Source organism: Deltaproteobacteria bacterium (assembly GCA_016178705.1).
Taxonomy (GTDB): Bacteria; Desulfobacterota; Binatia; order HRBIN30; family JACQVA1; genus JACOST01.
Window position 1 is genome coordinate 331313 of the sequence record JACOST010000014.1, and the last position, 25990, is coordinate 357302.

The window sequence follows — 25990 nt, forward strand, 5'->3', positions numbered from 1 at the left end:
ACTTGCTTCATGCAATCTGCAGTGGTGCATGCAAGTTGCAGGAGTGTTCCAGCAAGCCCGCGCCACCTTGAAGCGCCTGAATTTAGACCCGACCTCGGCGTGCGCGCTGGCGTCGGGGGGCGGTTATTCGGTATAGAGTCGACCTCGACTGATACTCAGGAGGCATCATTGATGGATGGAAGTGGCGCCACCGCGCGCATGGCAGAATGGGTTGCGCAGACGCGGTTCGAAGATCTGCCGCGCCGCGTGGTGGAGGAGTGCAAGAACCAACTGCTCAGCGTGATCGCCTCGGTCCACGCCGGTCACTTCTCCGAAGCCGGCCGCCTAGTGAGCCGTGCGGTGAAGGAGTGGGCCAACGGCAAGGAGGCCACGCTGATGCCGTCGGGCGAGCGCGCCGCGGTCGGTCACGCCATCTTCGGCAATGCCGCCTTGAGTATGGCGCTCGACTACGACGACTACCTGTTCGCCGGCCACACGGGGCACTCCGCGGTGCTGAGCGCGCTGGCGGTGGCGGAGAAGATTGGGGTGAGCGGTAAGGACCTGCTGCTGGCGCAAGCATTGGCGAACGAGGTTGAGGGACGCGTCGGCGCCTCGGTGCTCATCGGTCCGCTCAACGGTCAGCTGTGGACGTTCAATCACGTGGTCGGCAGCGCCATCGCCACCTGCAAACTGATGGGACTCGACAAGGAGCAGATCCTCGGCGCCATCGGCATCGCCTTGCTGCAGCCACCCTACCCGCTGGCGCCGGGCTTCTTTGGCTCGGATGCGAAAGTGCTGCTGGCTTCGATGTCGGCGCCGCTCGGCGTGCAGGCGGCGGAGTTGGCCGCCAGCGGTGTGCGCGGCATCCCCGACATCCTGGAGCATCCGCAGGGCTTCGTCAGCGTCTTCGCGCGCACGCCGTTGATGGGCGCGTATCAAGGCTTCGGACGCGTCTGGCTCACCGACACTCTCTGTTACAAGATCTACCCCGGCTGTGCGTACATCGACACCTTCGTCGACTGCATTCTCATGATGGTGCGGCAGAACCCAATCGACGCGCGCAAAGTCAAAGCAATTCACATCGGGGCCACGCCATTGACACTGGCCATGGACGCGCTGTCGGCCCCTCATCTGAAAGGCCCCGAGACGCTGGCGCAGACACTCAACTTCTCGGTTGGCTACAACGCCGCGGTCGCCCTGATCGACAAAGACCTCGGCCCGCGCCAACTCACCCGCGAACGCATCAAGGATCCCGCGGTGTGGGAGCTCGCCGCCAAGGTTCACCTCACCCAAGACGACGTGATGACTCAGCGCATGCGCGACCGCTCGTTGCTCAAGGTCGCGACCACGCCGGAGGGCGAGCAGTACGAACTCGACCTGAGCACCGCCGACCTCACCAATTTCCGCATGTCGTTCGGCGCCCGTGTCCGCATCGAGATGGAAGACGGCCGCTCGTTCGACGCCGAACAAGAAGTACCGTTCGGCGCCGCCGGTCGCACCTACGATGAACGCCGCAAGGCCGTCGAGGACAAGTTCCGACGCGAGACCCGCTACACGCTGCGCAAGGAGAAGATGGAGAAGGCCATCGACCTCATCCATCATCTCGAAGACACCAGCTCCTCCGGCGTTCGCGAGTTGGTGCGGTTGTGCTGCTCAGAGAAGATTTGAACGACGATCCGCTCGCCAACACCGCTCATTGCGTTTCAGCATTGGCTGAGTGCCGCGTTCACTGCGCGCACCAACTCGTCGACCGTGACGTCGTCGCTGTGGTCGGTATCGAACAGCGGACAGTCGCTCAGCGGTGCGATGCCCAGCGCGATGTTGACGCCGCGCACCAGCTCGTCGACGGTCACGTCGCCGCTCGCATCGCAATCGCCGACGCACGCGCCCGGCGTCGACGACGGCCCGATGGTTCGGGTGGCAGTCCGCGTCGGCGTCGCGGTCAGTGTCGACGTGACGGTCGGCGTCGGTGTCACCGACGGGGTCGGGGTGGGAAGTTCCGGCGTCTGCACCCGCAACGCACCCGTCAGTACCACGCGTTCGCTGCCCGTGCGTAGCACGATTGAATGTCCGCCGCCGGCGGCGCTCTGCGCCACGGTGATCCCGGCCAGGAACGCCGGCAGCGGCGCGCTGTTACAACTGAACGTCACGATTTGAAAGCTCTCCGCATCCAGGCTGATGTCCGGCCCCAAATCGACGTCGCCGGCTGTCACTTGATCGAGGTTGGTACCGGCGACCACCAGGATCAACGAGTCGCCCGGCATGACCGCGATCGGATGCGACGCGATGGAGGCGATCAGCGACCCGCCCGACTCGATCGTGGCGGTACCGATCTCGGCGGGATTCACCGGCGGCGCGCCTGAGGGAAGCGCGAAGTCGAGCGCCGCCGTGGCGCCGGCACTCACTACCAGGTTGTCGGTGAACCGCGTCGGAAAATCGGTGGTCAGTGTCGCGCCACTGTAGATACCGCCGCCGCTGAGATTGCCGACTCGTATGCACGGAACGTTGGGCACGGAGCTGTGCGGACCATCGAGCGGCTCGACGTACACGTCGTAGGTGCTCGGCGCCAGCTGCTCGATCGCGTAGGTGCCGTCGGGCAAGGTCAGCGCGCTCGCGACAACAACACCGCGTTGATCCACCGCGACGACCTGCGCACCGAACGCCGAGCCACCGTTCACCGTCACCCGCCCGGCGATGCGGCCCGACGCGCCGTCATTCGGGTACAGCACGCGCGCGCCGGCGATGTCGTCACTGTCGAGTTGCCGCTGCAGCACCGAGGTGAGCGACCACATCGTGGCCGACTCGACGCCGCTGTGATGCAGCCCGATGACATGCCCCAACTCGTGCGTCGCCACCGCTTCCACGTCAAACTGACTCGCCGCACGCAGCGCCGTGTCGGTGTCCACCGTCGTGCTGAACTGCAGCGCCGGATTGAAGATCACATCGGCTTCGGTGATCTCCCCCCCGGCGCGAAAGAAACTGAGGGTCAGGCCGACCACCCCATTGCCGCCGGCCATCTCGAAGGCCTGCCGATTCGCCGGCGTGTCGGCGAATGAGATGAGATTGATACCGTCGGCCCCTGCGGACGTGACCGCAGTGCTGCCTTCCGCGAAACGAAACGCCGACGCCGCCGGCCACTTGCCGAGCGCGCGCGTCACCGCGGCGCGCGGATCACTGCCGGCGGCGACGTTCGGGAGCGCCGGACCGATTTGGTCGTTCAGCTGCATCAGCACCGGCTGAGCAGCGCTGGGCCAATGTTGCGGCGGGCTGGTCGCTGTCACGCGAATCAAGACGTACGCCTGCGCGTCACCAGCCATCGCCGCGGTCGCGAGCAACGCGATCAACATGCGTCGTGTTGATGGTGCGAACCAACCAGCGCGCGTCATCGCACGAATCATGGTGTGCCGACCTCTTCGACCCAGCGCGCGAAGTCGTCGAACGAGCGGCCATCGACGGTCGGGGCCGTGTAGCCCCCCGCGACGGACAGTGCGCCGGCCGCGCCGCCGTTGACCACATAGTACGCGCCGAACTCGCTGCGGCGCAGCAGCAGCACCGCGTCGGTGTCGGGTGCGATGGCTGCCCCCGCCGACGCGCTCATGCTGACGTCGCCAACCTGCCCACCGAGCGTCTGCACGCTGATCTGCTCCGCCGGTTGACCCTTGAACGCGCGCACGACACGGCATTGCTGCCGGGTCACGATGATCGGTGGATCGCCACTCCAACTGCTCACTCCGCGGTCACATCGACTGAGCGCGACTGCGTCGGCGCTGCGTACCAGCGCTTGCAGCGCGGCGCGGTCACTGAACTGCTCGGCGCGTGCAACGGCGCCGAGAATCAGCACCAGCACTACCAGCACCCATGGTCGAAACCGCAGCATGGATCTTCGATAGCACAGCCTACCCTCGATCGAACAGGAGAAATATTGACGATGTCCATACGCGGTTCCGCGCCCTCTCCAGTCGTCATTCCGGCGCAAGCCGGAATCCAGGATCGCACCCCACGCCCTGCCTGGATACCGGCTTTCGCCGGCATGACGGCCCATTGCTGCGCGCGTCGCGCGCAACAGTCGGTGCACCACGTGCGCCCGCCCACCGTTGCATTGCCGTAGCCGACGACGCTTGTTAAGCACGACCGGGCTCTGCAGCACTTGCGAGAGGGGTTTCGTGGCGGCTCGGGAATCGTGGCGACGCAATCTGTACGTGCTGTGGGCAATCGAGTTCGCGGCGTTCACCGGACTCTCGTTGATTCTCCCGTTCATTCCGCTCTACGTCCGCCAGCTCGGCATCACCGATGAAGCTGACGTGACGCGCTGGAGCGGCCTGGTGCTGTCGGCGCCGTTCATGGTGTCGTTTCTCGCCACGCCAATTTGGGGCGCACTCGGCGATCGCCACGGACAGAAGCTGATGGTGGTGCGCGCACTCTTCGGCAGCTCGATCTGCTACATCGGCGCGGCACTATCGACCAGCGTCGTGTCACTGTTCATGTGGCGATTGGCGCTCGGTAGCGTGTCGGGATTTCTCGCCGCCGGCATGGCATTGATGTCTGTCACCGCGCCCGACGAGCATCGCGGCTACGCACTCGGCCTATTGCAGTCGGTGATTCCCGCGTCCGGACTACTCGGCCCGTTGCTCGGCGGGGCGCTGGCCGATCTGATTGGCTATCGGGCGATCTTCTTTGTCGTCGCCGCATTGACGGCGGTTGGCGGGTTGGTGGCGGCGCTGACGTTGATAGAGCCGCGGCAGCACGGGTCGCCCGTGGTGGCGCACGTGCGCGTACGCGACAACATTACTCTGGCGTGGCAGCGCCCCGATCTGCGGCAGGCGCTACTGGCGCTCGGCGCCTCGCAAATGTTGGTGACCATGCTCCAACCCGTGTTCGTCTTGTTCGTCGAACGCCTCGGGGTCGAGGGGCGGCTCCTCTCCACGACCACCGGTGCGCTGTTCGCCGCCACCGGCATCACCGCGCTGATCGCCGCGCCGTGGTGGGGACGCCGCGGCGATCGCCGCGGCTTTCACGGCGCGTTGACGGTGGCGCTGCTTGGCTCCGCGCTGCTGCTCTTCCTTCAGGGGATGGTGACCGGGGTCGCGCAACTGTTCGTGTTACGCCTCGCCTACGGCGCGTTCGTCGCCGGCATTCTGCCCGCACTGCTGGGCGTCATCACCGCCGGCAGTCCGGCGGAACGCCGCGGCGCGATGATGGGACTGAGTTCCAGCGCCATCATGATCGGTAACCTGCTCGGGCCGATCAGCGGCGGCTTCGTCGCCGCCCACGCCGGCTTGCGCGCCGTGTTCTTTGTGTCCGCGACGTTGCTCTTGTTGCTCAACGGATTCGCGCGGCGGCTGCGGTCGTGACTCGGGATTCGTGAATCGTGACTCGGGAAGGAAGTCCGAGAGTTGTGCCGATCGGCCTCCAACCATTCACGATTCACGACTCACGAGTCACGACTCACGCTTCACCACACCCCCTTCGGAATGATGTTGCGTTCGCGCGCCTCGCGTTCGAGCGACTCGCGGAAGTCGGGATGGGCGATCGAGATCAGCGCCTTGGCGCGCTCGGCGACCGACTTGGCCTTGAGGTTGACGATGCCGTACTCGGTGACGACGTACATCACGTCGGTGCGCGGCGTGGTGACGATGTTACCCGGTGTCAGCGCTGGCACGATGCGGCTGGCGCGCTTGCCGTGGCGTTCGTACACCGACGACAGACACATGAACGACTTGCCGCCGTGCGATTGATAGGCACCGCGCACGAACTGCAATTGCCCGCCGGTGCCGGTGAGGTGGCGATAACCGTCGGACTCCGACGCGGCCTGGCCCTGCAAGTCGATCTGCGTCGTGTTGTTGATCGAGACGACTTTGTCGTTGCGCATGATGTTCTGCGGCAGATTGGTTTGATCGACTGGATAGCTTTGCGCAGCGGGATTGCGGTGAATGAAGTCGTACTGCTTACGCGACCCGGCCGCGAACGTGAACACCATCTGCTCGCGCTGCGTCTGCTTGCGCGCGCCAGTGACCAGTCCGGCTTCGTAGAGGTCGATCATGCCGTCGACCAGCATTTCGGTGTGAATGCCCATGTCGCGCACGCCCGCTTCCTTCAATGATGCGCAGACGGCGTTGGGCATGCCGCCGATGCCGATCTGCAAGCACGCGCCGTGTTCCACCTCTGCCGCGATCAGCGCGCCCACCTTGCGATCGACTTCGGTGGTCGGCGCGTTGGGCAGCTCGGGAATCGGATGCGGGTTGCCTTCGATCACGTAGTGCACATCGTCGATGTGCACCCCTTCCTCGGCGCCGTAGACGTACGGCATCGCTTCGCAGGTCTCGATGATGAGGATTTTCGCGCGCTCGGTGATCGCCTTGTGATACGACACCGCGCCGCCGAAATTGAAATATCCGTTGGCATCCATCGGCGTGGTCTTGAGGCAGACGACGTCGATCGGATCGATGAAGCGTCGATAGTAGTCCGGCGCTTCGCCAAAATTCATCGGGATGTAATTGCAACGGCCGGCGTCATGCTGTTTGCGGTCATAACCCGAGAAGTGCCAGTTGAACCAGAGAAAGTGCTCGCCGGTAAGATCAACATCGAGCACGGCCCGCGGCCGCATACTGAATGCCGTGCGGATCTTCACACCGCGCAGCTCAGGCGCGCGCTCGGCCAGCGCTTGATCGAACAGATCGGGCTGACCCATCCAGAATCCGTAGTCGACCCAGTTGCCTGACTTAACCAGCGCGGCGGCGGCTTCCGGAGAAATCCTCTTCGCGTCGATTGCGTGGCTCATCGCTGCACACGTAGGCGAACTGGGCCGGCGATTCAAGCCGTCACCGCGAGTTGCACGCCGACGATATCGCGCCTATCACATCCACCGGCACAGTCGTACCGATGCGGCAGCAAGTGAACTTCTCTCATCATCGTGCGCTCTGGGTCATGGTCCTAGCCGCGGTGGTTGCGGCGGGGGGCGTGATCCTGTGGCGTGAGCGGCGCACGGCGCTGCGTTGGTATCGGCGCGTGCAATTGCCGCGAACGACATGGATCGCATGGCACGATCCAGAGCCCGTCCAACCGTTCCGCGCGAACGCCGATGAAGAGCGGAGCGGCTTCGTCGCCTTTCAACGCCCGACGCTCGAACCGGTGTACGAGAGGTCCGTGCCGCGTCGGGAGAACGTCGACTCGACACTGTCGCTCCAAGTAACGCGCGACGAATACGAACCGGTCCAAGTTGCCGTCCATGCGCTACGCTCGCTGTCGAAGATGGAGGTGGGGGTTTCGGATTTGCGTGACGACGACGGCCACGTGCTGCCGGCATCGCAGGTCGTGGTCCGGATGGTGCGTTACTACGGCGCGCAACTCGCCCAGGAGCGCCCAGATCTCTTCGCCGTTGTTCCGAAGACACTCGAAGTGGCGGCCCCGATCGACATAGCGGAAGGACATACGCGACCCTACTGGATCACCGTCCATGTGCCGGCAGATCAACCTGGCGGCCACTATCGCGGGACAGCGACGTTCCAACACGGCGGTGGTGGCGCCGAGATCTCGCTGAGCGTCGAGGTCATCCCCATCACGCTCGATGAGCCGGACATTCTCTACGGCACCGCGTCGCTCAACACGCTACGGGCGATCGCACAGGTACGGCCCGCGCGTGCCGCGACGATCGCGCAGCACGCCGACATCATCTTTCGCGACCAGCGGGCGCATGGGATGAGCTCGGTCAGTCTGTGGTCCGGAAAGGCGTACGAGGAGCGTGACGGGCATCCGTACTTGCAAGATCTCGAACTCGCGATGCGGCTCTACCACCGCTACGATTTCATGCAACCGATGATTTACGCGCCGGTGAATCTGCTGAAAACCAACAAGCTCGATCGCGCGGAGAACTACCGGCGATACGATGCGGTGCGCCACGGGTCGATGGCCCGGGCGATCGCGACCTACTACACGCAACGATTTCGCGAAGAGCGGCTGCCAGGCATCGTGTTCATTCCGGTGGAGGAGCCGAGCTTGCGGACCGGCATCTCGTGGAGCGATGCGCCCGATACGCGCCAACGCCTCGCACGCGATCTGACACACGCAATGAAGGAGGCGGGGGCAGCAACGGGGCTGACCTGCACGCCCGAGTCGGTACGGGCGGCGATGGGCGACCTGGACTTGTGGATCGTCGCCTACCGCAAGTTCGACCCCACCCTGTACGCCATGGCGGAGCAGGCGCACGCCAAGCTCGGGATCTATGCCAACACCACGATGATGGGCAACGGTACCTACTTCACTCGCTTTCTCTTTGGCTATTTCGTCTGGGCGAATCACGTGCAGGCGATGTTGCCGTGGACCTATCCGATGCAGCCGAAGCGCTTTCCCCAAAACCTGGGTGGTCGTGGCGAAGGCGCACTGCACGTCAAGGACGGTTTTCTCGGCGTTGACGGCCAGCCGATTCCCACCGTCCAATGGGAGTTGAGCCGCGAAGGGATCGACGACGCCAAGTATCTAGTGACCATCGACCGGCTCGCCCGCGAAGCGCGTGCTGACGGCACCGTGGAGGACGTGGCGGCCGCCGCCGCTGCCGACGCCTGGCTCGCCAGCGTACGCGCGGCAGTCGAGAAGGATGTCCGCCACTATACGTTCGCCGACCCAGACACGCTGCAGCCTATGCCGCAAGACGGCTGGACGGCGGAGCGGTTCGAACAACTCCACGATGAAGCGGGACTGATGCTGCAGCGACTGCTCGCCATCATGCGCCACAGGGTGAACTGACTCGCCCGCAGGATTCAACCGAGTTGTCGCGAGAACGTAGCCGACGTCCTTTCGGGAACGCCGACATCCAGCTACCATCGGTCCATCCGCAACAGAGGAGGACGCCATGGAGTTGCACGCAACGACCACCGAGGCCGACGATCCCTGGCTCGGCTGCAATCCGCTTGATCCCGAATTCCGCGACGATCCTCACCCTCGCTTGCACCGGCTGCGCGCGCTCGACCCGGTCAATGAAACGCCCGTCGGCTGGCGCCTGACGCGCTACGACGACATCTGGCGGATGCTCCACCAAGCGCCGGCGGGGGTGCGCACAACGGCCGGGGATCTGCCGGGACCTTCAATCAACATCGTCAGCGGACCCGGACAGTTCATCTTGCAACAGGACCCGCCCGATCATACGCGCTTGCGGCGGCTGATGAGTCGCGCCTTCACGCCGCGGGCGATCGAAAACCTCCGCCCGCAGGTGCGCGCGATCGTCGCACGCCAGCTCGACGCCGTGGCCGCGCGCGGCGAGATGGACGTGATCGCGGATTTGGCGTTGCCGGTTCCGTCGACGGTCATCTGCGAGATGATGGGCGTGCCGCTCGCCGACCGCGATCGCTTCACCGTGTGGACTGGGCAGGCCACCTACAGCCTGGCCGCCGGCCTCGCGCCGCCTGATGTGATCGATCGCGCGATCGCTGCCGCCACCGCGCTGCGCGAATACTTCATCACCCTGATTGCGGCGCGCCGTCGCAATCTCACCGATGACATTCTCTCCGAGCTGATCCGCGCCGAAGAAGCCGGCGATCGGCTGAGCGGTGACGAGTTGATCGCGCAATCGATCGGGCTGTTGATCGCCGGCTTCGAGACCACCATCGGACTGATCGGCAACGGCGTGCGCGCGTTGATCCAACACCCCGACGAGTTGGCCAAGCTGCACGCGCGACCCGAACTAGTCGCCAGCGCGGTGGAGGAATGCTTGCGTTACGACGGCCCGATCGTGCTGACCGTGCGCGTGACCCACGAGGACGTTGAGATGGGCGGCAAGACGATCCCGAAGGACAGCCGGGTCTTCGCCATGATCGCCGCCGCCAATCGTGATCCCGCACAGTTCCCGGACCCCGACCGCTTCGACATCGAGCGGACGCCTAACGAACACCTCGCCTTCGGTGGCGGTGCGCACTTTTGTTTGGGCGCGCACTTGGCACGACTCGAAGCGCAAGTCGCCATCGGCGGATTGGTCGAGCGCTTTCGCGGCTTGCGCTTGCTCTCGCAACGCGTCGAGTGGGGCCCATCGCTGTTCCGCGTCCCTGGGCGTCTGCCGATTGCGCTCCGAGCGCGTTCTCGCCAATGATGTTGACGGTCGGCCGCGCTGTGATGCGCTCTTCTCTTGTGACTAGGCATGCACAGAGTACGGCTTGCCGGTGTGAGGCCAGGTGCTCGAGGCAGTTACTGTTGCCCGCCTGCAATTCGAATTCAGCATGGAAATGGGAAAGTACTACCGCGCCGTATTGAGCGGGAAGCGATAAAGACACTGGCTCTGCGCAATTGGAGTATTTGGACCGTGCTGATCGGGACAGCGCTCCTCGCCGCCGGATGTGTCGGCGTCTCGAACACTAGCAAGGTACGAAATCTCATGAACGAAGATGGATCGGTCACGGCATTCGAGGTGAAACTCAATGGTGAACTACTCTGCACAGCGGGGGTGGAACACCAAAGCGCTATGTCGGTGATGGCGACGTTGACCGAGAGGAGATGTTCAGACGCGAATACAGGCTGTGGGACTGATGGCAAGTTGAAGCAGGAGCTTACGTTAAACGTCGGCGGCCTCGTGCGCGATCCCGACGGAGCGAACGTTCTTCTGGAGTGGATCGATCGTCGCCTCCAAGTGGGAGACGAAATCCGGATCAAGGTACTGCAAACGTCACATGTGGATGAACCCGAAAGTAGAACGCGAGAGGATTCCGCGGGTGCTCAATAGGGAAGATCGGTAGTGTACCGGCGCCCCAAACGCGAGTGCGGCGACAAACCATCCACCTACTGTAGGGGGGGGGCACGAATCCAGCGCACCGAGACTGGATTCGCTACTCATAACCGGCGCCATCTCACTCCATATTGGGGATGCGCGAGACGCTGCGCGCGATCAGCACGACAACGAGCATCGTGACACCGGAGAGCGCGCACGCGACGAGTGGCCCGAACAGATCGGCCGCGAAACCCGATTCGAGCGCGCCGAGCGGCGCGGTGCCCATGAAGCCGAGTTGGTAGACCGACAACACGCGCGCCCGGTGGCTGGCGGGCGCGGCTTCTTGCACCAGCGTGCGGCTGGTGTTGAACGCCACCGCGCCGCACAGGCCCCACGCGAAGATCGCCATCAGGAATCCCCAGAACGGTAACCCGATCGCCGTCACGGCCAAACAGAGCCCGCCGCCGAACAGCGACCACAGCAAGGCGCGACCTTTGTGGCGCACTCCGCCGCGCAGCAGCAATGTCAGCGAGCCGACGATCGTGCCGAGCGGGAAGGTCATGTTCACCAACCCAAGTTGCCCGATGTCGCCATGATAGAAATCGCGCACCAGCAGCGGGAAGACGACGAAGAACGGGCCGATGAATAACAGCCCGTTCCAGACCACCAGCAACACCGGCGGACGCAGGCGCTCTGAATGCCACACCTCGCGCAGTCCCTCGCGAATCTCGCGGAGTGTCGCGACCGGCGGCCGCACCGCCGACGCTGCCGCAGCCGGCAACTGCAACAGCGGCAGCAGCCCGATCAGCACGATCGCGGCCTGGACCACCAGCGCCGGCGCGCTGCCGTACCAGCGCGCGGTACCGCCAACGAGCGCGCCAAGTGCTTGCGCGACGAACTGGATCATCGTCATACCGGTCACGGCCCGCATCAGATTGTTCCCCGCCACTTCCGACAGCAGCGAGTCGCGCGCCGGCAGCGCGAACGCCGGCAGACTGCCGACGCACAGCGCGTAGACGATCAAGACCGAGAACGAGAGGCCGCCGGCAGCAACGATCGACGCGAGGGCGAGCGCCAGCACCGCCGCTAGCAGATGCACACGCAGCAGCAGCCGGCGCCGATCGTGGCGATCGGCGGTCGCGCCACCGAAGAGCAGCAGCACCAGCCCCGGCAACATCATGCAGGTCTGCGTGGTCCCCACCCAATGCGCATCGGCGTGCAGCTCGCCCACCACCAGCCACGAGAACAACACGTTCTGCATGCCCCACGCCATGAACCAGGCGGCCGCCCCGGCGATGAACCAGCCATAGAGTGCGCGTGAAGACGCCGCGCTCGTGACGGGTTGCATCATCGGTTGAGCCATCGCCGCATCATCACCGATTCTCCCGCGTCACGCGAGCGGACCACGTAGAGTCTCATCTCAGCGTTCCACGCTTGATCCAATCACGCCAATCGCGCATGAATGGCGCGATGCAAATCCCCAGCGTGCGCCGACTGCTCAAGGTCGCGCTGATCACCATCGTGGTCGTGGTCGCGATCGGCTGCGGCGCGTTCGTCTGGTACTTCCCGCATGGGTTGACCGTCAATTTTCCCGGCTTCTCTGGTGCGCCGATGGCGCCCGCCACGCTGCAGAGCCGCATCCAACTCCCGCCCGGCTTCGCGATCAACACCTTCGCCACCGGCATCGACAACGCGCGGATGCTGCGCTTCACCCCGGCCGGCGACCTGCTGGTCAGCACGTCGCGCGGCGGGAAGGTCTTTTTGCTCGAACATGATGCCAACAACGACGGTGTCGCCGATGGGCAACGCGTCCTGCTCGACAACCTCAACCGCCCGCACGGTCTGGCGCTGCACGACGGCTGGCTCTACGTCGCCGAGACCGATGCGGTGCTGCGCGTACGCTTCGATCCCGCTACGCGCCAAATCAGCGGCGCACCCGAGCGCATCATCAAAAGTATCCCCGGCGGCGGCAATCACTTCACGCGGACGCTGGGCATCGGTCCCGACGGCTGGCTGTACGTGTCGATCGGATCGGATTGCAACGTTTGCATCGAGGAGGAGCCGCGCCGCGCCGCAATTGTGCGCTATCACCTCGACGGCAGCGGCGAGCAGATCTACGCGACCGGTCTGCGCAATGCCGTCGGCTTCGATTGGCAACCCGGCACCGGCGCGCTCTACGCCACCGACAATGGCCGCGATTTGCTCGGCGATGATTTCCCGCCGTGCGAGTTCAATCGCATCGTCGAGGGCGGCTTCTACGGTTGGCCCTACGCCAACGGCGATCGCGTGCCCGATCCCGACTATGGCAAGGGGCACGACGATCTGATCGCGAAGTCGATTCCACCGGCGCACGGCTTCGGCGCGCACACCGCGCCGCTCGGCATGACCTTCTACACCGGCAGTACCTTTCCCGAGCGCTATCGCGGCGCCGCGTTCGTCGCCGAGCACGGCTCGTGGAACCGTTCGCACAAGAGCGGCTATCAAGTCGTGGCGCTGCTGTTTGATGGCGACGGCGCGATCAGCGAAGAGCCGTTCGCGGCGGGCTTCGAGCGGAACGAAGACGTGTCCGGCCGTCCGGTCGATGTAGCCGTCGGCCCCGACGGGGCCCTCTATGTATCCGACGACTTCACCGGTTCGATCTATCGGATCGCATTCGGTAGCACCGTGATCGCGGCCTCTGCACCGACGATGGCGGTTGCCGTTGCACCCACAGGTGATCCACTCGCTGGGATCGATCAACCGACACGCGACAGGGCGACCTCACACGCGAGCGCCCTGTGGGACGCGAGCGGCTGCGATTCGTGTCACGTCGCGGGCAAGGCCGGAGAGACCTATCGTCCGCTGGCCAACCTCAGCCGCAAGTATACGATCGAGTCGCTGATGAACTACCTGCGCACGCCGCAGCCGCCGATGCCGGTGTTCCCCTTCACCGACGCCGGGCGGCGCGACTTAGCGATCTATCTGCTCATCGAACATCCGTAGAATGGCCGTCGGGGCGCGCAAGCGTGAGCCAGAGCCAGGGAATGAATTCCCTGGCTCAGTCGATCAAAGTCGGCTGAAGCCGACTGGAAACGTCTTGCTAGAGTCCCCTTCAGGGGACTTTCTTCGACTCAGCCGGGGAATTCATTCCGCGATGTCGCTACAACTGCGCGCTCAGCAACACGCCACCGAACACGTTGAAGCCCGGCGCCGGTTCGAAGTAGCGCCCGCCCAGCGCGTTGAGTCGCACGGTGCCGTCGTAGGTCGCGTCGAGGAGGTTGTTCAGCCCGACGAACGGCGCGATCGTTATCGCACCGAGCGGATAGTCGTATTCCGCGCGTGCATTGACGAGCGCGTAGGACGGGCTGCGCGCGGTGTTGGCGTCGTTGACGAAGTAGCCGTCGACTTCGAAGGCCTCGATGGCAGCGAACAGTCCGTGATCGCGATAGGCCAGCTCCTGATAGACCTGCCAGCGCGGGATGCCCGGCTCGTCGTTGCCGTTGAACGAAACCTTACGGACGGTATAGTCGCGGAACTCCGCATCGATCAGCGTGACCGCGCCGCTCAGGCGCACCGAGGGCAGCAACGCGACTTGCCAATCGCCTTCAATGCCCTTACGCCGCGAACTGCCCACACTTTGAAACCCGGTGCGTCCGGACGGCGTCTCGAATGGAATCAACTCGTTGTCGATGTCGCTCCAGAATCCGGCCAAGCCGGCGCGCACGCCCGGCGCCCAATCGAGATGCGCGCCGAGTTCATACGTGGTCGCCGTCTGCGGCTCAACGTTGGGGTTGAACCCCGGCCCGCTCGGGTTCGCCAACTCGGTGGTGGTCGGCACTTGAAACGCGGTGCTGATGTTGCCGTACAGCGAGAGCCACTGAGTCGCCGAGTAGCGCACGCCGCCGGCCGGACTCCAGTGATCGAACGTCTGCGACCCCGAGGCGTCGCTGTTGCTCGGGTAGTTCACGTCGACCGAAAAGTTGATCGTGTCGTAGCGCACGCCGGCGCTGACCTCCCAATCGTCGAACAACGTCACGGCTTCGCGCAGGTACGGACCGACTCCCGTCACTTGCTCGCGTTGCTGGAGGCTGAGCGCGCCTCCGGTGCCGTTCACGTTCTTGGCGCGGCGGCGTTCGTCGTCTTGATACTGGACGTCGACACCCAGGCTGAAGGTTTGGGCGACATCGAAAACTTGTGCGCGGTTCACGTAGCGCACGCCGCCGCCGGGGCTGAAGCGATGGAAGCTCACGTGCCCGTCGCCAGTGGCCGGGGCGATGGGGAGATTGTTGTCGAAGTCGCGATAGAGCAGATAGGTATAGGCCGACACCTCGTGCACGCCGTGGTGATGGGTCGCCACCCATCCGATGCGGCCCTGCTGCACCGCCTCGCCGGCGTCGAGGCGCACGTTGAGGTCGCGCGCCTGTTTCGGATTGGCGTTGGCTTGCGCGCGTGTGAGCCCCCCAGGGTCGTCGGCAATCGGCGAGTCGACCGCGCTGATCAGCGTCGTGATCTCAGTGGACTCGTTGAGATCGTACCGCAGCTTCGCATTGACGATCGTACTCTCGGTATCGCTGTGGTTGCGAAACCCATCGAGCCCCAGGTACGACGCGCTGACGAACAGTCGCGCGTTGCCGGCGCGACCACCACCTTTGATCTGATACTTCTGCAAGCCGAACGAACCGCCGGTCAACCGCGCCGAGGCGGTCGGTGTGTTGGGGCCGTCTTCGGTGAAAAGCTGAATCACACCGCCCGAAGCGTTGCCGTACAACGACGACGCCGGTCCGCGCAGGACTTCGATACGATGCACGGCGCCGAGATCGACATCGTCGAGTTCGGTCTGGCCATCGGGCAAGGTCTCCGGCAACCCGTCGAGCAGCACCTTGATCTCGCGCACGCCGAATGCCGCTCGGGTGCCGAAGCCACGGATCTGGATGCGCGCGTCCTGCGCAAAGTTGCCGCTGTTCTGCACGAGGACTCCGGGCACACGATCGAGCGATTCGTCAAGATTCACCGTCGGCCGCGCGTCTTGAATGTCGGGCTGCTCGACGACGCTCACCGACGCCGGCACCTCGGCGAGCGGCTGCGGAATCCGCGTGGCGGTGACGACGATGGGAGCCAAGAGCGCGCGAGCCTCCGGATCGGGCGTTGACTGGGCAACGTCAGCCGCGCGCGCCGCTGAAACCACGACGCACAGTAGCAGCGCGGCGGTCAGCCCTGTCCGAGTTTTGGCCATTGGTGGCGTACTGTACTGAAGTGAATGGAATAAGGGCAAGGGGTGACGCAACTCTGTACAAGAGAATGGAGCGATCTCCCCACTCGTCATTCCGGCGAATCCAGGTTTGACCCCCGCGCCCCCGCCTGGATACCGGCTTTCGCCGGTATGACGGACCCTCTCCTCGCATCTTCGGTGCAAGACCGGGTGACGCCGACCTCTCCTCCTTGCCGCGCGCCATCGACGCGACGTAGAGTGCGCCCATGTCGACTCCGCCGGTCGCGCACGTGCGTGTCCTCGATCTCACCGATCTGCGTGGCGCACTCGCGGGACGGTTGCTGGCCGACTTGGGCGCCGACGTCATCAAGATCGAGCCGCCGGGCGGCGACGCGGACCGCCTGCGGCCGCCCTTTGCCGGCAACCTCGCCGCGCCTGATCGCTCGTTGTCATTCCTCTATCGCCATGCCAACAAGCGCGGCGCGGTTATCGATCTGCACAGCCGCGATGGGCAGCAGCGCTTTGCCGATCTGTGCGATCGAGCCGATGTGTTGATTGAGAACTTCGGCCCCGACGGGCAACGATCGCATGACCTGATGCCGGCGACGGTTCGCACCCGTCATCCGCACCTGATTCATGTTGCCCTCGCCGACTTCGGGTTGTCCGGTCCGCGGGCGGCGTGGCGCCTCGAACCGCTGACGGCCTTCGCGGCATCGGGCGCGCTGTTCAGCTGCGGCTTCCTCGATCGGCCGCCCTGTTGGCTCCCCGGTCATCTGGCGCACGATTGCGCGTCGGTGTTCGCCGTGGTGGGCGCGCTCACTGCGCTGCTCGATCGCGCGCGCCACGGCGTCGGCCAGACCGTCGAGGTATCGGTGCAGGAAGCCGGGCTCAACGGCATCACGCCGTGGTCGGTCACGCTGGCGGACTACAACCGCGTGTACCCGATGCTGGCGCCCGCGCCACCGCGCAACGCCGACGGTACCTATCTCGTCTTGCCCACCGCCGACGGGCACGTGCGCATCCTCGCCGGCACGAACCGGCAATGGCAGGCGTTGGTCGAGTTGCTCGGTCGTCCCGAATCACTCGCTGAGCCAGCGTGGCAGGGGTACCTCTATCGTCTGTTGATGTTTGAGGCGATCCGCGCAATCGCCGCCGACATTTTGCGCCAGCGTCCGCGCGCCGAAGTGGTCGCGGAAGGTCGCCGACTCGGTCTGCCGGTCGCGCCGATCAATACGCCCGACGAATTCGTCGCCGAAGCGCAGGTACGCGCGCGCAAATTCTTTCAAGCGACCCACTTCCCGCACCTCGGCGACGCACCGTTCGCATCGGCGCCAATGCGGTTCTCAGCAACGCCAACCGTGCTGCGTCGACCGGCCCCCCAACCGGGCGAGAACGATACCGATGGATTTGCGGCGCGGACATCTGACGCGACGGACACGGCGACGACACGCGCGCCGCTCGCCGGCATGCGGGTCGTCCACTTCGGCGTCGTCGCGGTGGTGCCGGAGATGTGCTGGCTGCTCGCCGAACTCGGCGCCGACGTCATCAAAGTGGAGTCGCGCGCCAAACTCGATCCGCTGCGCGAGGTGACGCTCGAACCCGGCGCCGTCAACCGCGCGTTCACGTTCAACGACGAGTGCCGCGGCCAGCGCAGCGTCTGCCTCGATCTCAGCACCGCGCGCGGGCGCGCACTTGCGTCGCAGCTATGTGCGCACGCCGACATCGTTGCCGAGAACAACCGGGGCGGCGTCATGCGCGCCTGGGGACTCGACTACGACGACGTGCGGCGTGTGCGCCCCGATGTGATCTATCTGTCATCGCAAGGCTACGGGCAAGGTGGGCCGCTCGGACAAACCCAGTCGTTCGGCCCCATCAACGCCGCGTTCGCCGGCATCAATTGCCTGTGGAACTATTCCGATGCGCCCTACCCCGCCGGCAGCGCGCTCAATCATCCCGATCACGTCGTCAGCAAGCTCGGCGTCGTCGCCGTGCTCGCCGCGCTCGAACACCGGCGCCGCACCGGTGAGGGCCAGTTCATCGACCTCGCGCAGATCGAGGGCGGCGCCTATCTGCTCGGCGAGTTCTACTTGCAGACTCCATGCACCGGCGACCCGCCCGGGCCGCGCGGCAACGCGGTCGAGTACGCCGTACCGCACGGTGTGTATCCCTGCACCGGCGACGATCGCTGGGTGGCGATCGCGGTCGTCGATGATGATGGATGGCAGCGGTTCGCGCGCTGCCTGGGTTGGCCCCACGAGCCGCAACTCGACCACTTGGCGGGACGACTCGCCGCACGCCCACAGATTGACGCGCGGATAGCCGACTGGATGCGGACGCGGAACGCCGAAGACGTCGCGGCGACGTTGCAAGCCGCGGGCGTCTCGGCGATGCCCGTGATGAGCCCCGACGACGTGCGCGCCGACGCGCATCTAACGGAACGCGGCGCCATCGTCACCGTGCAGCATCCCGAGATCGGCGCCGAACGTCACAGCGGCAATCCGCTTCGCATGAGCCGCACGCAACTTGCGAGCGCCGGCGCGGCGCCGCTGCTGGGTCAACACGCCGAGGAGGTGCTCACTGGCGTGCTAGGTCTCACGCGTGAAGATGTGGCAGAGCTGGTTGAAACCGGCGTCTGCCGCTAACAACCCGTTGTAGACGCCGCATGCTTCGAGACGCGCCTGTCGGCGCTCCTCAGCATGAGCGGTACTTCCCTAGTCGCCGTCCACCACTCGGTCAACCGTTCCCCTCACATTTGGTGAGGTCCTGGTTGATTCCGGCCAGCCGGAACACTTGTCCTCCTGGAGCCCGAAAGTAGAGGTGGAGGTCCGGTACATCGAGCACCTTGACGCCGAAAGCCGTCTCCTATTCGAAAGTCATCCTTGTCGTCGAACTCCCTCCGTGATTTTGCAGCCCAAGACATCACGGTAAAATTTCCGAATTCTTTCCCGTTCAGCCCGCCGCACTCGAAAGCCGAACGGTTGCCAAAAATTACCTTTGCCCTGATCGCTCCGTATCTCTGAAGTTCAATCGCGTGTAGTCTTTAGTGGCACGATGTAGCTTTGGCGTCGGCGTACTCGTCACGTCGTCGGACCCAGCGGTTGCCACCGCGCGTGTTCTCTTCGTCGCGCCCCTTCGGGACGATGTCGAGGTAGTGGTAGGCCACGTTGAGCATATCGAGGCCGCGCGCGTAGGTTGAGTACGTGTGACACACGTGCCCTGCCGCGGGGTCCCTGTAGAAGACGCTGATGCCGGGCAACTCGGCGATCGGAATGCCCGTGCGGGCGTAGTTGTACTCACCCTGCCCGTTCGCAATCTCCTCGGCGATGAGCGTTACGCCGTAGTCGCGGTTGAAATCGCCGTCGCCGACCGAGACCCATTTGAACGTCCAGCCCATGCGCTTCTTGTAGGCCTCCAGCTTCTCCACCGAAGCGCGTGAGGCGGCAATGAGCGTCACGTCTCGATGCGCGAGGTGAACGACGCCGCGCTCGAAGTTGTCCATCCAGAACGAGCACATTGAGCACGGTGCGTCCTTGGTGTACGGCGTCTTCGCCGTCACGGTCTTCGGATCGAACATCGCGTGGTACACGACGAGCTGCGAACGCCCGTCGAAGAGCTGCTCGAGGGTCTCGGCTCCACTGGGGCCATCGAACACGTACTTCTTCGTCACGCTTTCCCACGGAAGGTCGCGCCGCCGCGCGCTGAGCTCATCGCGCAGCCGATTGAACTCCTTCTCTTTCGCCAGCAGCGCCTTGCGCTCCGCGATCCACTCCTCGTGCGAAACGATCCGGTGATTCGTGATGTTGCTCATCGTACCAATCTCCTTCGATCCCCTGGGTTGTGGTCGGAGCGCTTGCCCCGCCGAGTCACCCTCAAGACGAGCGCCGCAAGACCACCTGTTATCGTGGCGCTGGCCGCTACAATCGCGGCGCCGGTCGCAAGGCAAACAGGACACATGAAAAGCTCCTCTCTATGGCGCGCTTTCGCGCCGTTCGACCCGTTAGTCCGCCAACTGCTCGTAGTTCACCTATCCACTATGGCCAGCTCTCCCGTTTCCAGCAGCGACTTGAGGTTGGACAGGATTTTCGGCCAGCCGCCGGACACGGCGCCGATGAATTTGGAGTCCGCGCGCTCTATCTCGTGGGTGATCGACAGCTTCACAGCGCTGCCCGCGGGCTCCAGCTCCATGGTGCAGCGCGTGTCGCCCTCGGCCGCCATCTCCGGGTTCCACTCGTTGCGCCACTTGATAACCAGGCGCCGTGGCGGGTCGGATTCGAGGATCTCGCCCGAGTCGGCGATGCGCCCGTCGGCGTACCGCAGCTTCCAGGGCGAGCCGACCTTCCAGTCGCACTCTACATGCATGTTGAACCAGTATTCCTCAATGAACTCCGGGTCGGTCAGCGCCGACCACAGTTTGGCCTGGGTAGTGCGGATGAAGGTGACGTAAACAAAGGTGCTGCGGGGTTTGTTGCTCATTGTCCTCTCCTGTCTATAGGGGTTACTTGCCGGCGCCCTCCAGGCGCCGCTTCAGGCCGCTCAGCGCTTTCAGGCGCGGCTTCTCGAACTTGCTGATCCAGCGATCGTAGATCTTCTGCAGCGGCACCGGGTTGAGGAAGTGCAGCTTCTCACGCCCGCGCCACTGCACCGCCACCAGGTTGGCCGCCTCGAGCAGCGCCAGGTGCTGCGTCACCCCCTGGCGCGTCATGTCCAGGTACGCGCACAGCTCGCCCAGCGTCTGTCCGTCGTTGGCGTGCAGCCGGTCGAGCAGCTTGCGCCGCCCGGGGTCGGCCAGCGCCTTGAACAGCAGGTCGGTGTCGCGCATGGAGGACGGATTATATGCAAGTAAATGCTTGCATGTCAAGCGCGGCGAAATCCGCCCCTAGGCAAGGCAGGAAGGAAAGTCGCCCCGACCCGCACGCGTCGTAGCGCGAGGCGTCTTCGGGGGCAGCAGGGGTGTCTCTTAGTGGTTGAGGGGAAGAGCCAATCTGCCACGACATTTTCCCGCTCATCCTGAGACCCCGACCCGTGCGGCACGGCAATGCGGTCGAGGACGCCGTGCCGCACGGCGTGTATCCATGCGCCAGCGACGATCGCTGAGTGGCGCGCGGCGCCGCTGCTGGGTCAGCACACCGAGGACGTGCTCACTGCCGTGTTGGGTCTCGCGCGCAACGAAGTTGCGGACCTGATCGAGCAGGGTGTTTGCAGATAAGACGCTGGTGTCTCCCGATCACGCGTGTACAGGCGGGCGACGGTTCGCCCACGGGCGCGCGTGCTCGAGTTGCGCGGCGATGCGGATGAGCAGATCGTCGCGTCCATAGGCCGCGATGAATTGCAGGCCGATCGGCAAGCCGTCGCGGCTCCAGTGCAAAGGCAACGACATCGCCGGCTGCCCCGTGATGTTGAACGGCGGCGTAAACGGAATCAGCGACATGCTCCGCGCCATACCCGCCAGCGGCTCCTCCGCCGTCGCGACCAGCTCGCCCAGCTTCGGCGGCGGCTCGCCGAGCGTCGGCGTCAGCAACAGATCGAAGCCGCTCGCCCACCAGTTCGCCATGCGACGGGTGTAGCCGTGCAGCTCGTCAATCGCGCGGAGATACTGCGCCGCGGAAACCGAACGCCCCAGTTCGGCGAACGTCCACGTGCCGGGTTCGACGTCGTTTGAGCCAAGCGTCCGGCCGATCGTTTCGCTCCACGCATCGAGGCTGGTCGCTACCCAACTCGTCACCAAGGTCCCGAAGTGCTGCGTGGTGGTGTCGCTCTCGTCGATCGCGGTTGGATGTGACAGCTCGACCGTGTGCCCGAGCGACTCGAGTAGTTTCGCGGTCTCCTGCGCCGCGGCGAGACAGTCCGGGTGCAGCGGCGTCGCGTTGTTGGGCGTCTGCGTCATCATGCCGATGCGCAGACGGCCGGGCGCCGCGCCGACTTCCGCTGCATACGGGCGCGCCGGCGGCGGTGCGGTGTAGGGATCGCCGGGCATGGCGCCGGCAATCGCGTCGAGAATCGCGGCGCAGTCACGCACCGAACGCGTCACCGCGTGCGAGATCACCAACCCGTGCCAGTACTCGCCGTGTTCCGGCCCGAGCGAGACGCGACCGCGCGATGGCTTGAGACCGACGAGGCCACACTCGCTGGCGGGGATGCGAATCGAACCGCCGCCGTCACTCGCATGGGCGGCGGGCACGAGACCCGCGGCGACCGCGGCCGCCGAGCCACCGCTGGAGCCACCGGTCGAGTGGTCGAGGTTCCACGGATTGCGCGTCGGACCGTAGCTGGCCGGCTCGGTGGTGATGGTCAAGCCGAACTCCGGCGTATTCGCCTTGCCGACGACGACGAAACCCGCCGCGCGAAATTTTTCGACTAGAAACGAATCGTGCGGCGCGGTCCAGCGCAGATCCTTCAGGAAGCGCGTGCCGGCGTGAAACGGATCGCCGGTGGAGAACACGTCAAGGTCCTTGAGTAAAAACGGAACGCCGCGAAAGGGACCGTCAGGCAGGTTGCCGGATTTGGCTCGCGCGCGCGCTTGTTCGAACAACGGGATGATGACCGCGTTGAGCTGCGGATTGATTTTTTCGATGCGGGCGATGGCGGCATCAAGCAACTCGAGCGGCGTCGCCTGCTCAGAACGGATCAACTGCGCCTGCGCGGTGGCGTCGAGCGTCGCAAGTTCGTCTGTCATGGCGCGCAACCTACGCCGCGCGCTTTGAATGAGCAACTCACCAGCAACCCCATCTGCGTTGGCCACGATCATGGATCGAGCCTTCCGCGCCGACCGATGATCGAGTAGGAGACGAGCGGCCATGAGCGTCCGCTGCTTGCGATATTCCTACGTCGACGACCCAACGCTGTACGATCGCGTCTTCGAGCTGCTCGACCTCGCGTTTCCCGGGGCGGAGCTGCCGCTGCAGAGCCGCACCGCGCGGCAGCTCGGCATGCGCTGGGAGGAGGTCACGACGCCGTTCTGTTTGTTCGACGGCGAGCGACTGCTCGCGCATGTCGGCGTGCTCGACTTGCCACTCGTCCTCGCTGGGCGCGAAGTTCACGTGGGGGGCATTCACGCCGTCGCGACGCACCCGCACTTTCGCCGGCGCGGGTACTATCGCGCGGTGATGGAAGATGCCCTGCGCTGGGCTGACGCACGCTACCAGACACTCCAGCTCAGCACCGCGCAACCGGAGTTGTACGAGCCGTTTGGTTTTCGCGTCGTGCCGGAACACCGCTTCATCGGCGCGTGGTCGCACAACCTCGGGCGCAACAGGCTACGCGTGCTCGACTACGGCTGCGCTGACGACCTCGCACTCATCCACACACTACTGCGCGAGCGCACGCCGATCTCGCATCGCCTCGGAGTGGTGAGAGAGTACGCAGTGTTTCTGTTCAACGAAGCGCGGCGGTCGTTGTACTACGCAGCGGATCTTGACCTGATCGTTTCATTCGAGAGCGAGGGCACGACGCTGCGCCTGTTCGATCTGGTCGGCCGAGCACTGCCGCCGCTGTTCGAGATCGTTGAGCGCATCCCGCTACGCTTCCAACGCGTCGAGACCCATTTCACGCCCGACCGTCTCGCCGCCGAGCTGCAGCCCGAGGCGCATCTGCTCAACGGTGACGACTACTTGATGGTGCGCGGGTCCTATCCACCCGAACGGCAGCCATTGATGCTGCCGCGCACGGCGCGCTGCTGAGCGCCCTCACTCGATCAAGCCCGCCAAGCGGCTCGCGGCGAGCGTACCGATGGCGTCGACGCGGCGGATGGCGTCGCGCAGCTCGTCGGCGAAGGCGCGCCGACGGGTGGCGACATCGGGTGCGTTGGGGTCGACCAGATTGCGGTTGCGTGCCACGCGCAACGCGGTTTCGAACAGCGCCTTCGCCACCGACTCGGTGCTGCGAATGCGGCGCTGCAAACGATATTGTTTGCCGCGCGCCAGACACTGCGCGAGGAATGCCTTCTCGTCGAACTTCGCGTCGGGCGCCTTCTGCGCCAGCGCGTCGGCCACTACGCGATAGGCTTCGAGAAACGGCCGCAGCACACGATGGGAGGTGAACGGACGGATGCGGCGCAGTAGCGTGTGAATCTCCGCCACGCCGCCGGTCAACCGGGTTTCCCAATCGGCGTCGTGCAGGGTCAGTTCGGCGCACAGTTCGGTGCGAAACGTTTCCTTGTCGGCAAAGAAGAATTCGAATTTGAGGAGGTCGCGCAACCGCATCGCTTCGTCCCAAAACGCGGCGGTGCCTTGCATGGTATCCGTCGTAGGGGCGACGCATGCGTCGCCCTCCGTGAGTGCAGCCGGAGGCGAACACAGTTCGGCGGCTCTCAGGAGCGCCAGTTCAGCGATCGCGCCGTTGAGGAAGAAGTGAATGATCGTGTTGCGATAGTACGCCGCCGTCAGGTGCTGATCGGGGCCGATGCAGTAGACCGCCTCGGGGCCCTCGGCGAAGCACGACACGATGCCGCTCGCGACTAACGCGTCGAGCGCATGCTGCACGCCGGCGGTGGTGTCGAGAGCGAGCTCGCCGGTGGTCGGCAGGTTGCGCCGGCGCACATAGGCGACGAGATTGCGCAGCGCGGCCACCGTCTCGTCGGCGGTGAGCGCGCGATCCAGCGTACCGAGCAGCGCCATCGTTACCAGCGAGGTCGGCGTGATCGGCGTCTCGTGATTGATGCGCACCGCGACTTCGAAGGCCAACTTCTGCAGCGCCAGATTCGGCTCATCGGCATTCGGCGCGGCGGAGGGATCCGCCGGGCCGAGGGTGTGCGCGAGCGAGAGCGGCTCGCCGAAGCGAATGTGAATGTTGCCGTAGCGGCGCCGCAATCGCCGCAGGACTCCGAGGAACCAGCCGAAATTCTCGCGTTGCTTGGCGGCGCCGCGCTGCTCGGCGACGTACTCGCTCACGTCCTGAATCTGATCGTAGGCGATCGACACCGGTATCAGGATCACGTCGTCGCTCTTGGCGCGGCGATAGGCGTCAACCACATACGCCAGCATTCCGAAGCGCGGTGGCAGCAACTTGCCCGAACGCGAGCGCCCGCCTTCGATGTACCACTCGAGCGGAAAGCGTTTCTCGATCAGGTAGTCGATGTACTGGCGCAGGACGAACTTGTAGACCGCGTTGTCCTTGAACGTCCGCCGGATAAAGAACACGCCACTGCGTCGCATCAACGGACCCATCGGAAAGAAGTTCATGTTGATGCCGCCGGCGGTGTGATTGGGCGGATGGCCGTTCTCGTGCAACGCGTATTGCAACACGAGATGATCGAGGTTCGACTTGTGCGAGGGCAAGAACACCACAGGATGGCGTTGCGCCAGCGTGGCGATCCGTTCCAACTGCGTCGGATCGTAGTGCAGCGCTTCGCCGTAGCCGCGCGTGTACATGTAGTGAATGACGTGCGCGACCAGGTCGATGACGTAGGGGCTGTGGCTGGCAGCGATCTCGCGCAGGTAGCGCGAGGCATCGCGCGCGACCGCGGCTTCGTCGCGGCCGAGCTCGCGCGCGAGCTGTCCGATGCCGCCGCGAAACGCGGGGCGCGCGAGAATGTCTTCGTGCACCAGCCGCGGCACTTTGTAGCGCGCGCCCCGCAGCCGTCGCTCGGCGCGCTCGAGCGCGAGTGCCGCTTGCCGCGCCACAAACTCGGGCAAGCCGGTGGTCTGGGCTTTGTCGGTGCCGCCGGCGCGGCGCCAGCGTTCGCGCAACTCCGACGCCGGCGCCGGCTCGCCCGCGACGATGCAGCAGCGATCGGGATGGCGTTGCAACGTCCACACCTGCCGCAGCCGCCCGGGATCTCGCGGGTCGCCGAAGGTGAGCAGGTCGGACAGCCGGACCGCGCGCACCCCGTCGCGCTGCGCCGGTTGCCAGGAGACACGCAGCGGCGCGAGCAACGGATCGTCACCGGTAGCGAGACGGGCTTCGAGTCGCGGATCGAGCACGCGCTGCCGGCGGCCACTGCGCGACGGCGGGATCGGAATCTGCTCGGTCGCATGCGCCGGCACGTCGGCCGGACGTTGGCACGCGATCCACTCGTCGAGCAAGCGCTGTTCGAGCGCACTCGCCGCGTCGATCAGAAACACAACCGGACGACCGTCGGCAACCGGCCAGCTAGGTTCGGTATCCGCCACGGCGCTGTCTTAGATCGGACCCCAGCCCAA

The 25990-nt window shown here is 65.1% G+C and carries 17 protein-coding genes; 7 read left to right on the forward strand and 10 right to left on the reverse strand.

Going from position 1 to position 25990, the window contains the following annotated elements; all coding sequences use genetic code 11:
* Positions 1-171 precede the first annotated feature (171 nt).
* A complete protein-coding gene (locus HYR72_09585) occupies positions 172-1647 on the forward strand; it encodes an MmgE/PrpD family protein (protein MBI1815216.1) in 1476 nt (491 codons plus the stop codon).
* A 35-nt stretch (positions 1648-1682) separates the two neighbouring features.
* On the opposite strand, the gene HYR72_09590 is transcribed toward HYR72_09585, so the two are convergent.
* Positions 1683-3365, reverse strand: coding sequence for a matrixin family metalloprotease (locus HYR72_09590; GenBank protein ID MBI1815217.1), 1683 nt, complete (start codon positions 3363-3365; stop codon positions 1683-1685).
* Positions 3366-3373: 8 nt separating this feature from the next.
* Positions 3374-3856, reverse strand: a complete 483-nt coding sequence (locus tag HYR72_09595; GenBank protein MBI1815218.1) for a hypothetical protein — start codon at positions 3854-3856, stop codon at positions 3374-3376.
* 286 nt (positions 3857-4142) lie between these two features.
* Between HYR72_09595 and HYR72_09600 the strand changes: the two genes are divergently transcribed.
* The gene (locus HYR72_09600) at positions 4143-5330 is read left to right on the forward strand and encodes an MFS transporter (protein ID MBI1815219.1); all 1188 of its coding nucleotides are present in this window, start codon (positions 4143-4145) and stop codon (positions 5328-5330) included.
* 101 nt (positions 5331-5431) lie between these two features.
* On the opposite strand, the gene HYR72_09605 is transcribed toward HYR72_09600, so the two are convergent.
* The gene (locus tag HYR72_09605) at positions 5432-6757 is read right to left on the reverse strand and encodes a 4-hydroxybutyrate CoA-transferase (GenBank protein MBI1815220.1); all 1326 of its coding nucleotides are present in this window, start codon (positions 6755-6757) and stop codon (positions 5432-5434) included.
* A gap of 113 nt (positions 6758-6870) precedes the next feature.
* Here HYR72_09605 and HYR72_09610 point away from each other — a divergent pair, with 113 nt between their 5' ends.
* Together HYR72_09610 and HYR72_09615 are read left to right on the forward strand one after the other, a co-directional pair.
* On the forward strand, positions 6871-8718 hold the full coding sequence (locus HYR72_09610) for a hypothetical protein (protein MBI1815221.1): 1848 nt from the start codon (positions 6871-6873) through the stop codon (positions 8716-8718).
* 106 nt (positions 8719-8824) lie between these two features.
* Positions 8825-10054 (forward strand): cytochrome P450, encoded by a 1230-nt coding sequence (locus HYR72_09615; protein MBI1815222.1) that lies wholly within the window; start codon positions 8825-8827, stop codon positions 10052-10054.
* A gap of 751 nt (positions 10055-10805) precedes the next feature.
* Here the strand turns inward: HYR72_09615 and HYR72_09620 are convergent.
* A complete protein-coding gene (locus HYR72_09620) occupies positions 10806-12029 on the reverse strand; it encodes an MFS transporter (GenBank protein ID MBI1815223.1) in 1224 nt (407 codons plus the stop codon).
* A 107-nt stretch (positions 12030-12136) separates the two neighbouring features.
* On the opposite strand from HYR72_09620, the gene HYR72_09625 reads away from it, so the two are divergent.
* Complete coding sequence (locus tag HYR72_09625) at positions 12137-13648, forward strand: sorbosone dehydrogenase family protein (GenBank protein ID MBI1815224.1); 1512 nt, start codon at positions 12137-12139, stop codon at positions 13646-13648.
* A 157-nt stretch (positions 13649-13805) separates the two neighbouring features.
* On the opposite strand, the gene HYR72_09630 is transcribed toward HYR72_09625, so the two are convergent.
* Positions 13806-15878: a TonB-dependent receptor gene (locus tag HYR72_09630; GenBank protein MBI1815225.1), complete on the reverse strand. Its 2073-nt coding sequence runs from the start codon at positions 15876-15878 to the stop codon at positions 13806-13808.
* A 242-nt stretch (positions 15879-16120) separates the two neighbouring features.
* Here HYR72_09630 and HYR72_09635 point away from each other — a divergent pair, with 242 nt between their 5' ends.
* Positions 16121-18496 carry a CoA transferase gene (locus HYR72_09635; GenBank protein ID MBI1815226.1) on the forward strand — a complete coding sequence of 792 codons (2376 nt, stop codon included), beginning with the start codon at positions 16121-16123 and terminating at the stop codon, positions 18494-18496.
* A 398-nt stretch (positions 18497-18894) separates the two neighbouring features.
* Here the strand turns inward: HYR72_09635 and HYR72_09640 are convergent, their stop codons facing one another.
* From HYR72_09640 to HYR72_09655, 4 genes are all read right to left on the reverse strand, one after another.
* Positions 18895-19653 carry a DUF899 domain-containing protein gene (locus tag HYR72_09640; GenBank protein ID MBI1815227.1) on the reverse strand — a complete coding sequence of 253 codons (759 nt, stop codon included), beginning with the start codon at positions 19651-19653 and terminating at the stop codon, positions 18895-18897.
* A 221-nt stretch (positions 19654-19874) separates the two neighbouring features.
* The gene (locus tag HYR72_09645) at positions 19875-20327 is read right to left on the reverse strand and encodes an SRPBCC family protein (protein MBI1815228.1); all 453 of its coding nucleotides are present in this window, start codon (positions 20325-20327) and stop codon (positions 19875-19877) included.
* Between the two features lie 22 nt (positions 20328-20349).
* On the reverse strand, positions 20350-20673 hold the full coding sequence (locus HYR72_09650) for a helix-turn-helix transcriptional regulator (protein ID MBI1815229.1): 324 nt from the start codon (positions 20671-20673) through the stop codon (positions 20350-20352).
* A 405-nt stretch (positions 20674-21078) separates the two neighbouring features.
* Positions 21079-22527 carry an amidase gene (locus HYR72_09655; protein MBI1815230.1) on the reverse strand — a complete coding sequence of 483 codons (1449 nt, stop codon included), beginning with the start codon at positions 22525-22527 and terminating at the stop codon, positions 21079-21081.
* 121 nt (positions 22528-22648) lie between these two features.
* Between HYR72_09655 and HYR72_09660 the strand changes: the two genes are divergently transcribed.
* On the forward strand, positions 22649-23530 hold the full coding sequence (locus HYR72_09660; GenBank protein ID MBI1815231.1) for a GNAT family N-acetyltransferase: 882 nt from the start codon (positions 22649-22651) through the stop codon (positions 23528-23530).
* A gap of 6 nt (positions 23531-23536) precedes the next feature.
* On the opposite strand, the gene HYR72_09665 is transcribed toward HYR72_09660, so the two are convergent.
* Entirely contained in the window at positions 23537-25960 is a 2424-nt protein-coding gene (locus tag HYR72_09665) for a glycerol-3-phosphate 1-O-acyltransferase (protein ID MBI1815232.1), read from the reverse strand.
* Between the last annotated feature and the right edge of the window lie 30 nt (positions 25961-25990).

Excerpts from the sequence above, each read along its gene's own strand:
- HYR72_09585 (MBI1815216.1), top strand. The coding sequence starts at position 172 with ATGGATGGAAGTGGCGCCACCGCGCGCATGGCAGAATGGGTTGCGCAG.
- HYR72_09590 (MBI1815217.1), bottom strand. The coding sequence starts at position 3,365 with ATGACGCGCGCTGGTTGGTTCGCACCATCAACACGACGCATGTTGATC.
- HYR72_09595 (MBI1815218.1), bottom strand. The coding sequence starts at position 3,856 with ATGCTGCGGTTTCGACCATGGGTGCTGGTAGTGCTGGTGCTGATTCTC.
- HYR72_09605 (MBI1815220.1), bottom strand. The coding sequence starts at position 6,757 with ATGAGCCACGCAATCGACGCGAAGAGGATTTCTCCGGAAGCCGCCGCC.
- HYR72_09615 (MBI1815222.1), top strand. The coding sequence starts at position 8,825 with ATGGAGTTGCACGCAACGACCACCGAGGCCGACGATCCCTGGCTCGGC.
- HYR72_09620 (MBI1815223.1), bottom strand. The coding sequence starts at position 12,029 with ATGGCTCAACCGATGATGCAACCCGTCACGAGCGCGGCGTCTTCACGC.
- HYR72_09625 (MBI1815224.1), top strand. The coding sequence starts at position 12,137 with ATGCAAATCCCCAGCGTGCGCCGACTGCTCAAGGTCGCGCTGATCACC.
- HYR72_09630 (MBI1815225.1), bottom strand. The coding sequence starts at position 15,878 with ATGGCCAAAACTCGGACAGGGCTGACCGCCGCGCTGCTACTGTGCGTC.
- HYR72_09635 (MBI1815226.1), top strand. The coding sequence starts at position 16,121 with ATGTCGACTCCGCCGGTCGCGCACGTGCGTGTCCTCGATCTCACCGAT.
- HYR72_09645 (MBI1815228.1), bottom strand. The coding sequence starts at position 20,327 with ATGAGCAACAAACCCCGCAGCACCTTTGTTTACGTCACCTTCATCCGC.
- HYR72_09650 (MBI1815229.1), bottom strand. The coding sequence starts at position 20,673 with ATGCGCGACACCGACCTGCTGTTCAAGGCGCTGGCCGACCCCGGGCGG.
- HYR72_09655 (MBI1815230.1), bottom strand. The coding sequence starts at position 22,527 with ATGACAGACGAACTTGCGACGCTCGACGCCACCGCGCAGGCGCAGTTG.
- HYR72_09660 (MBI1815231.1), top strand. The coding sequence starts at position 22,649 with ATGAGCGTCCGCTGCTTGCGATATTCCTACGTCGACGACCCAACGCTG.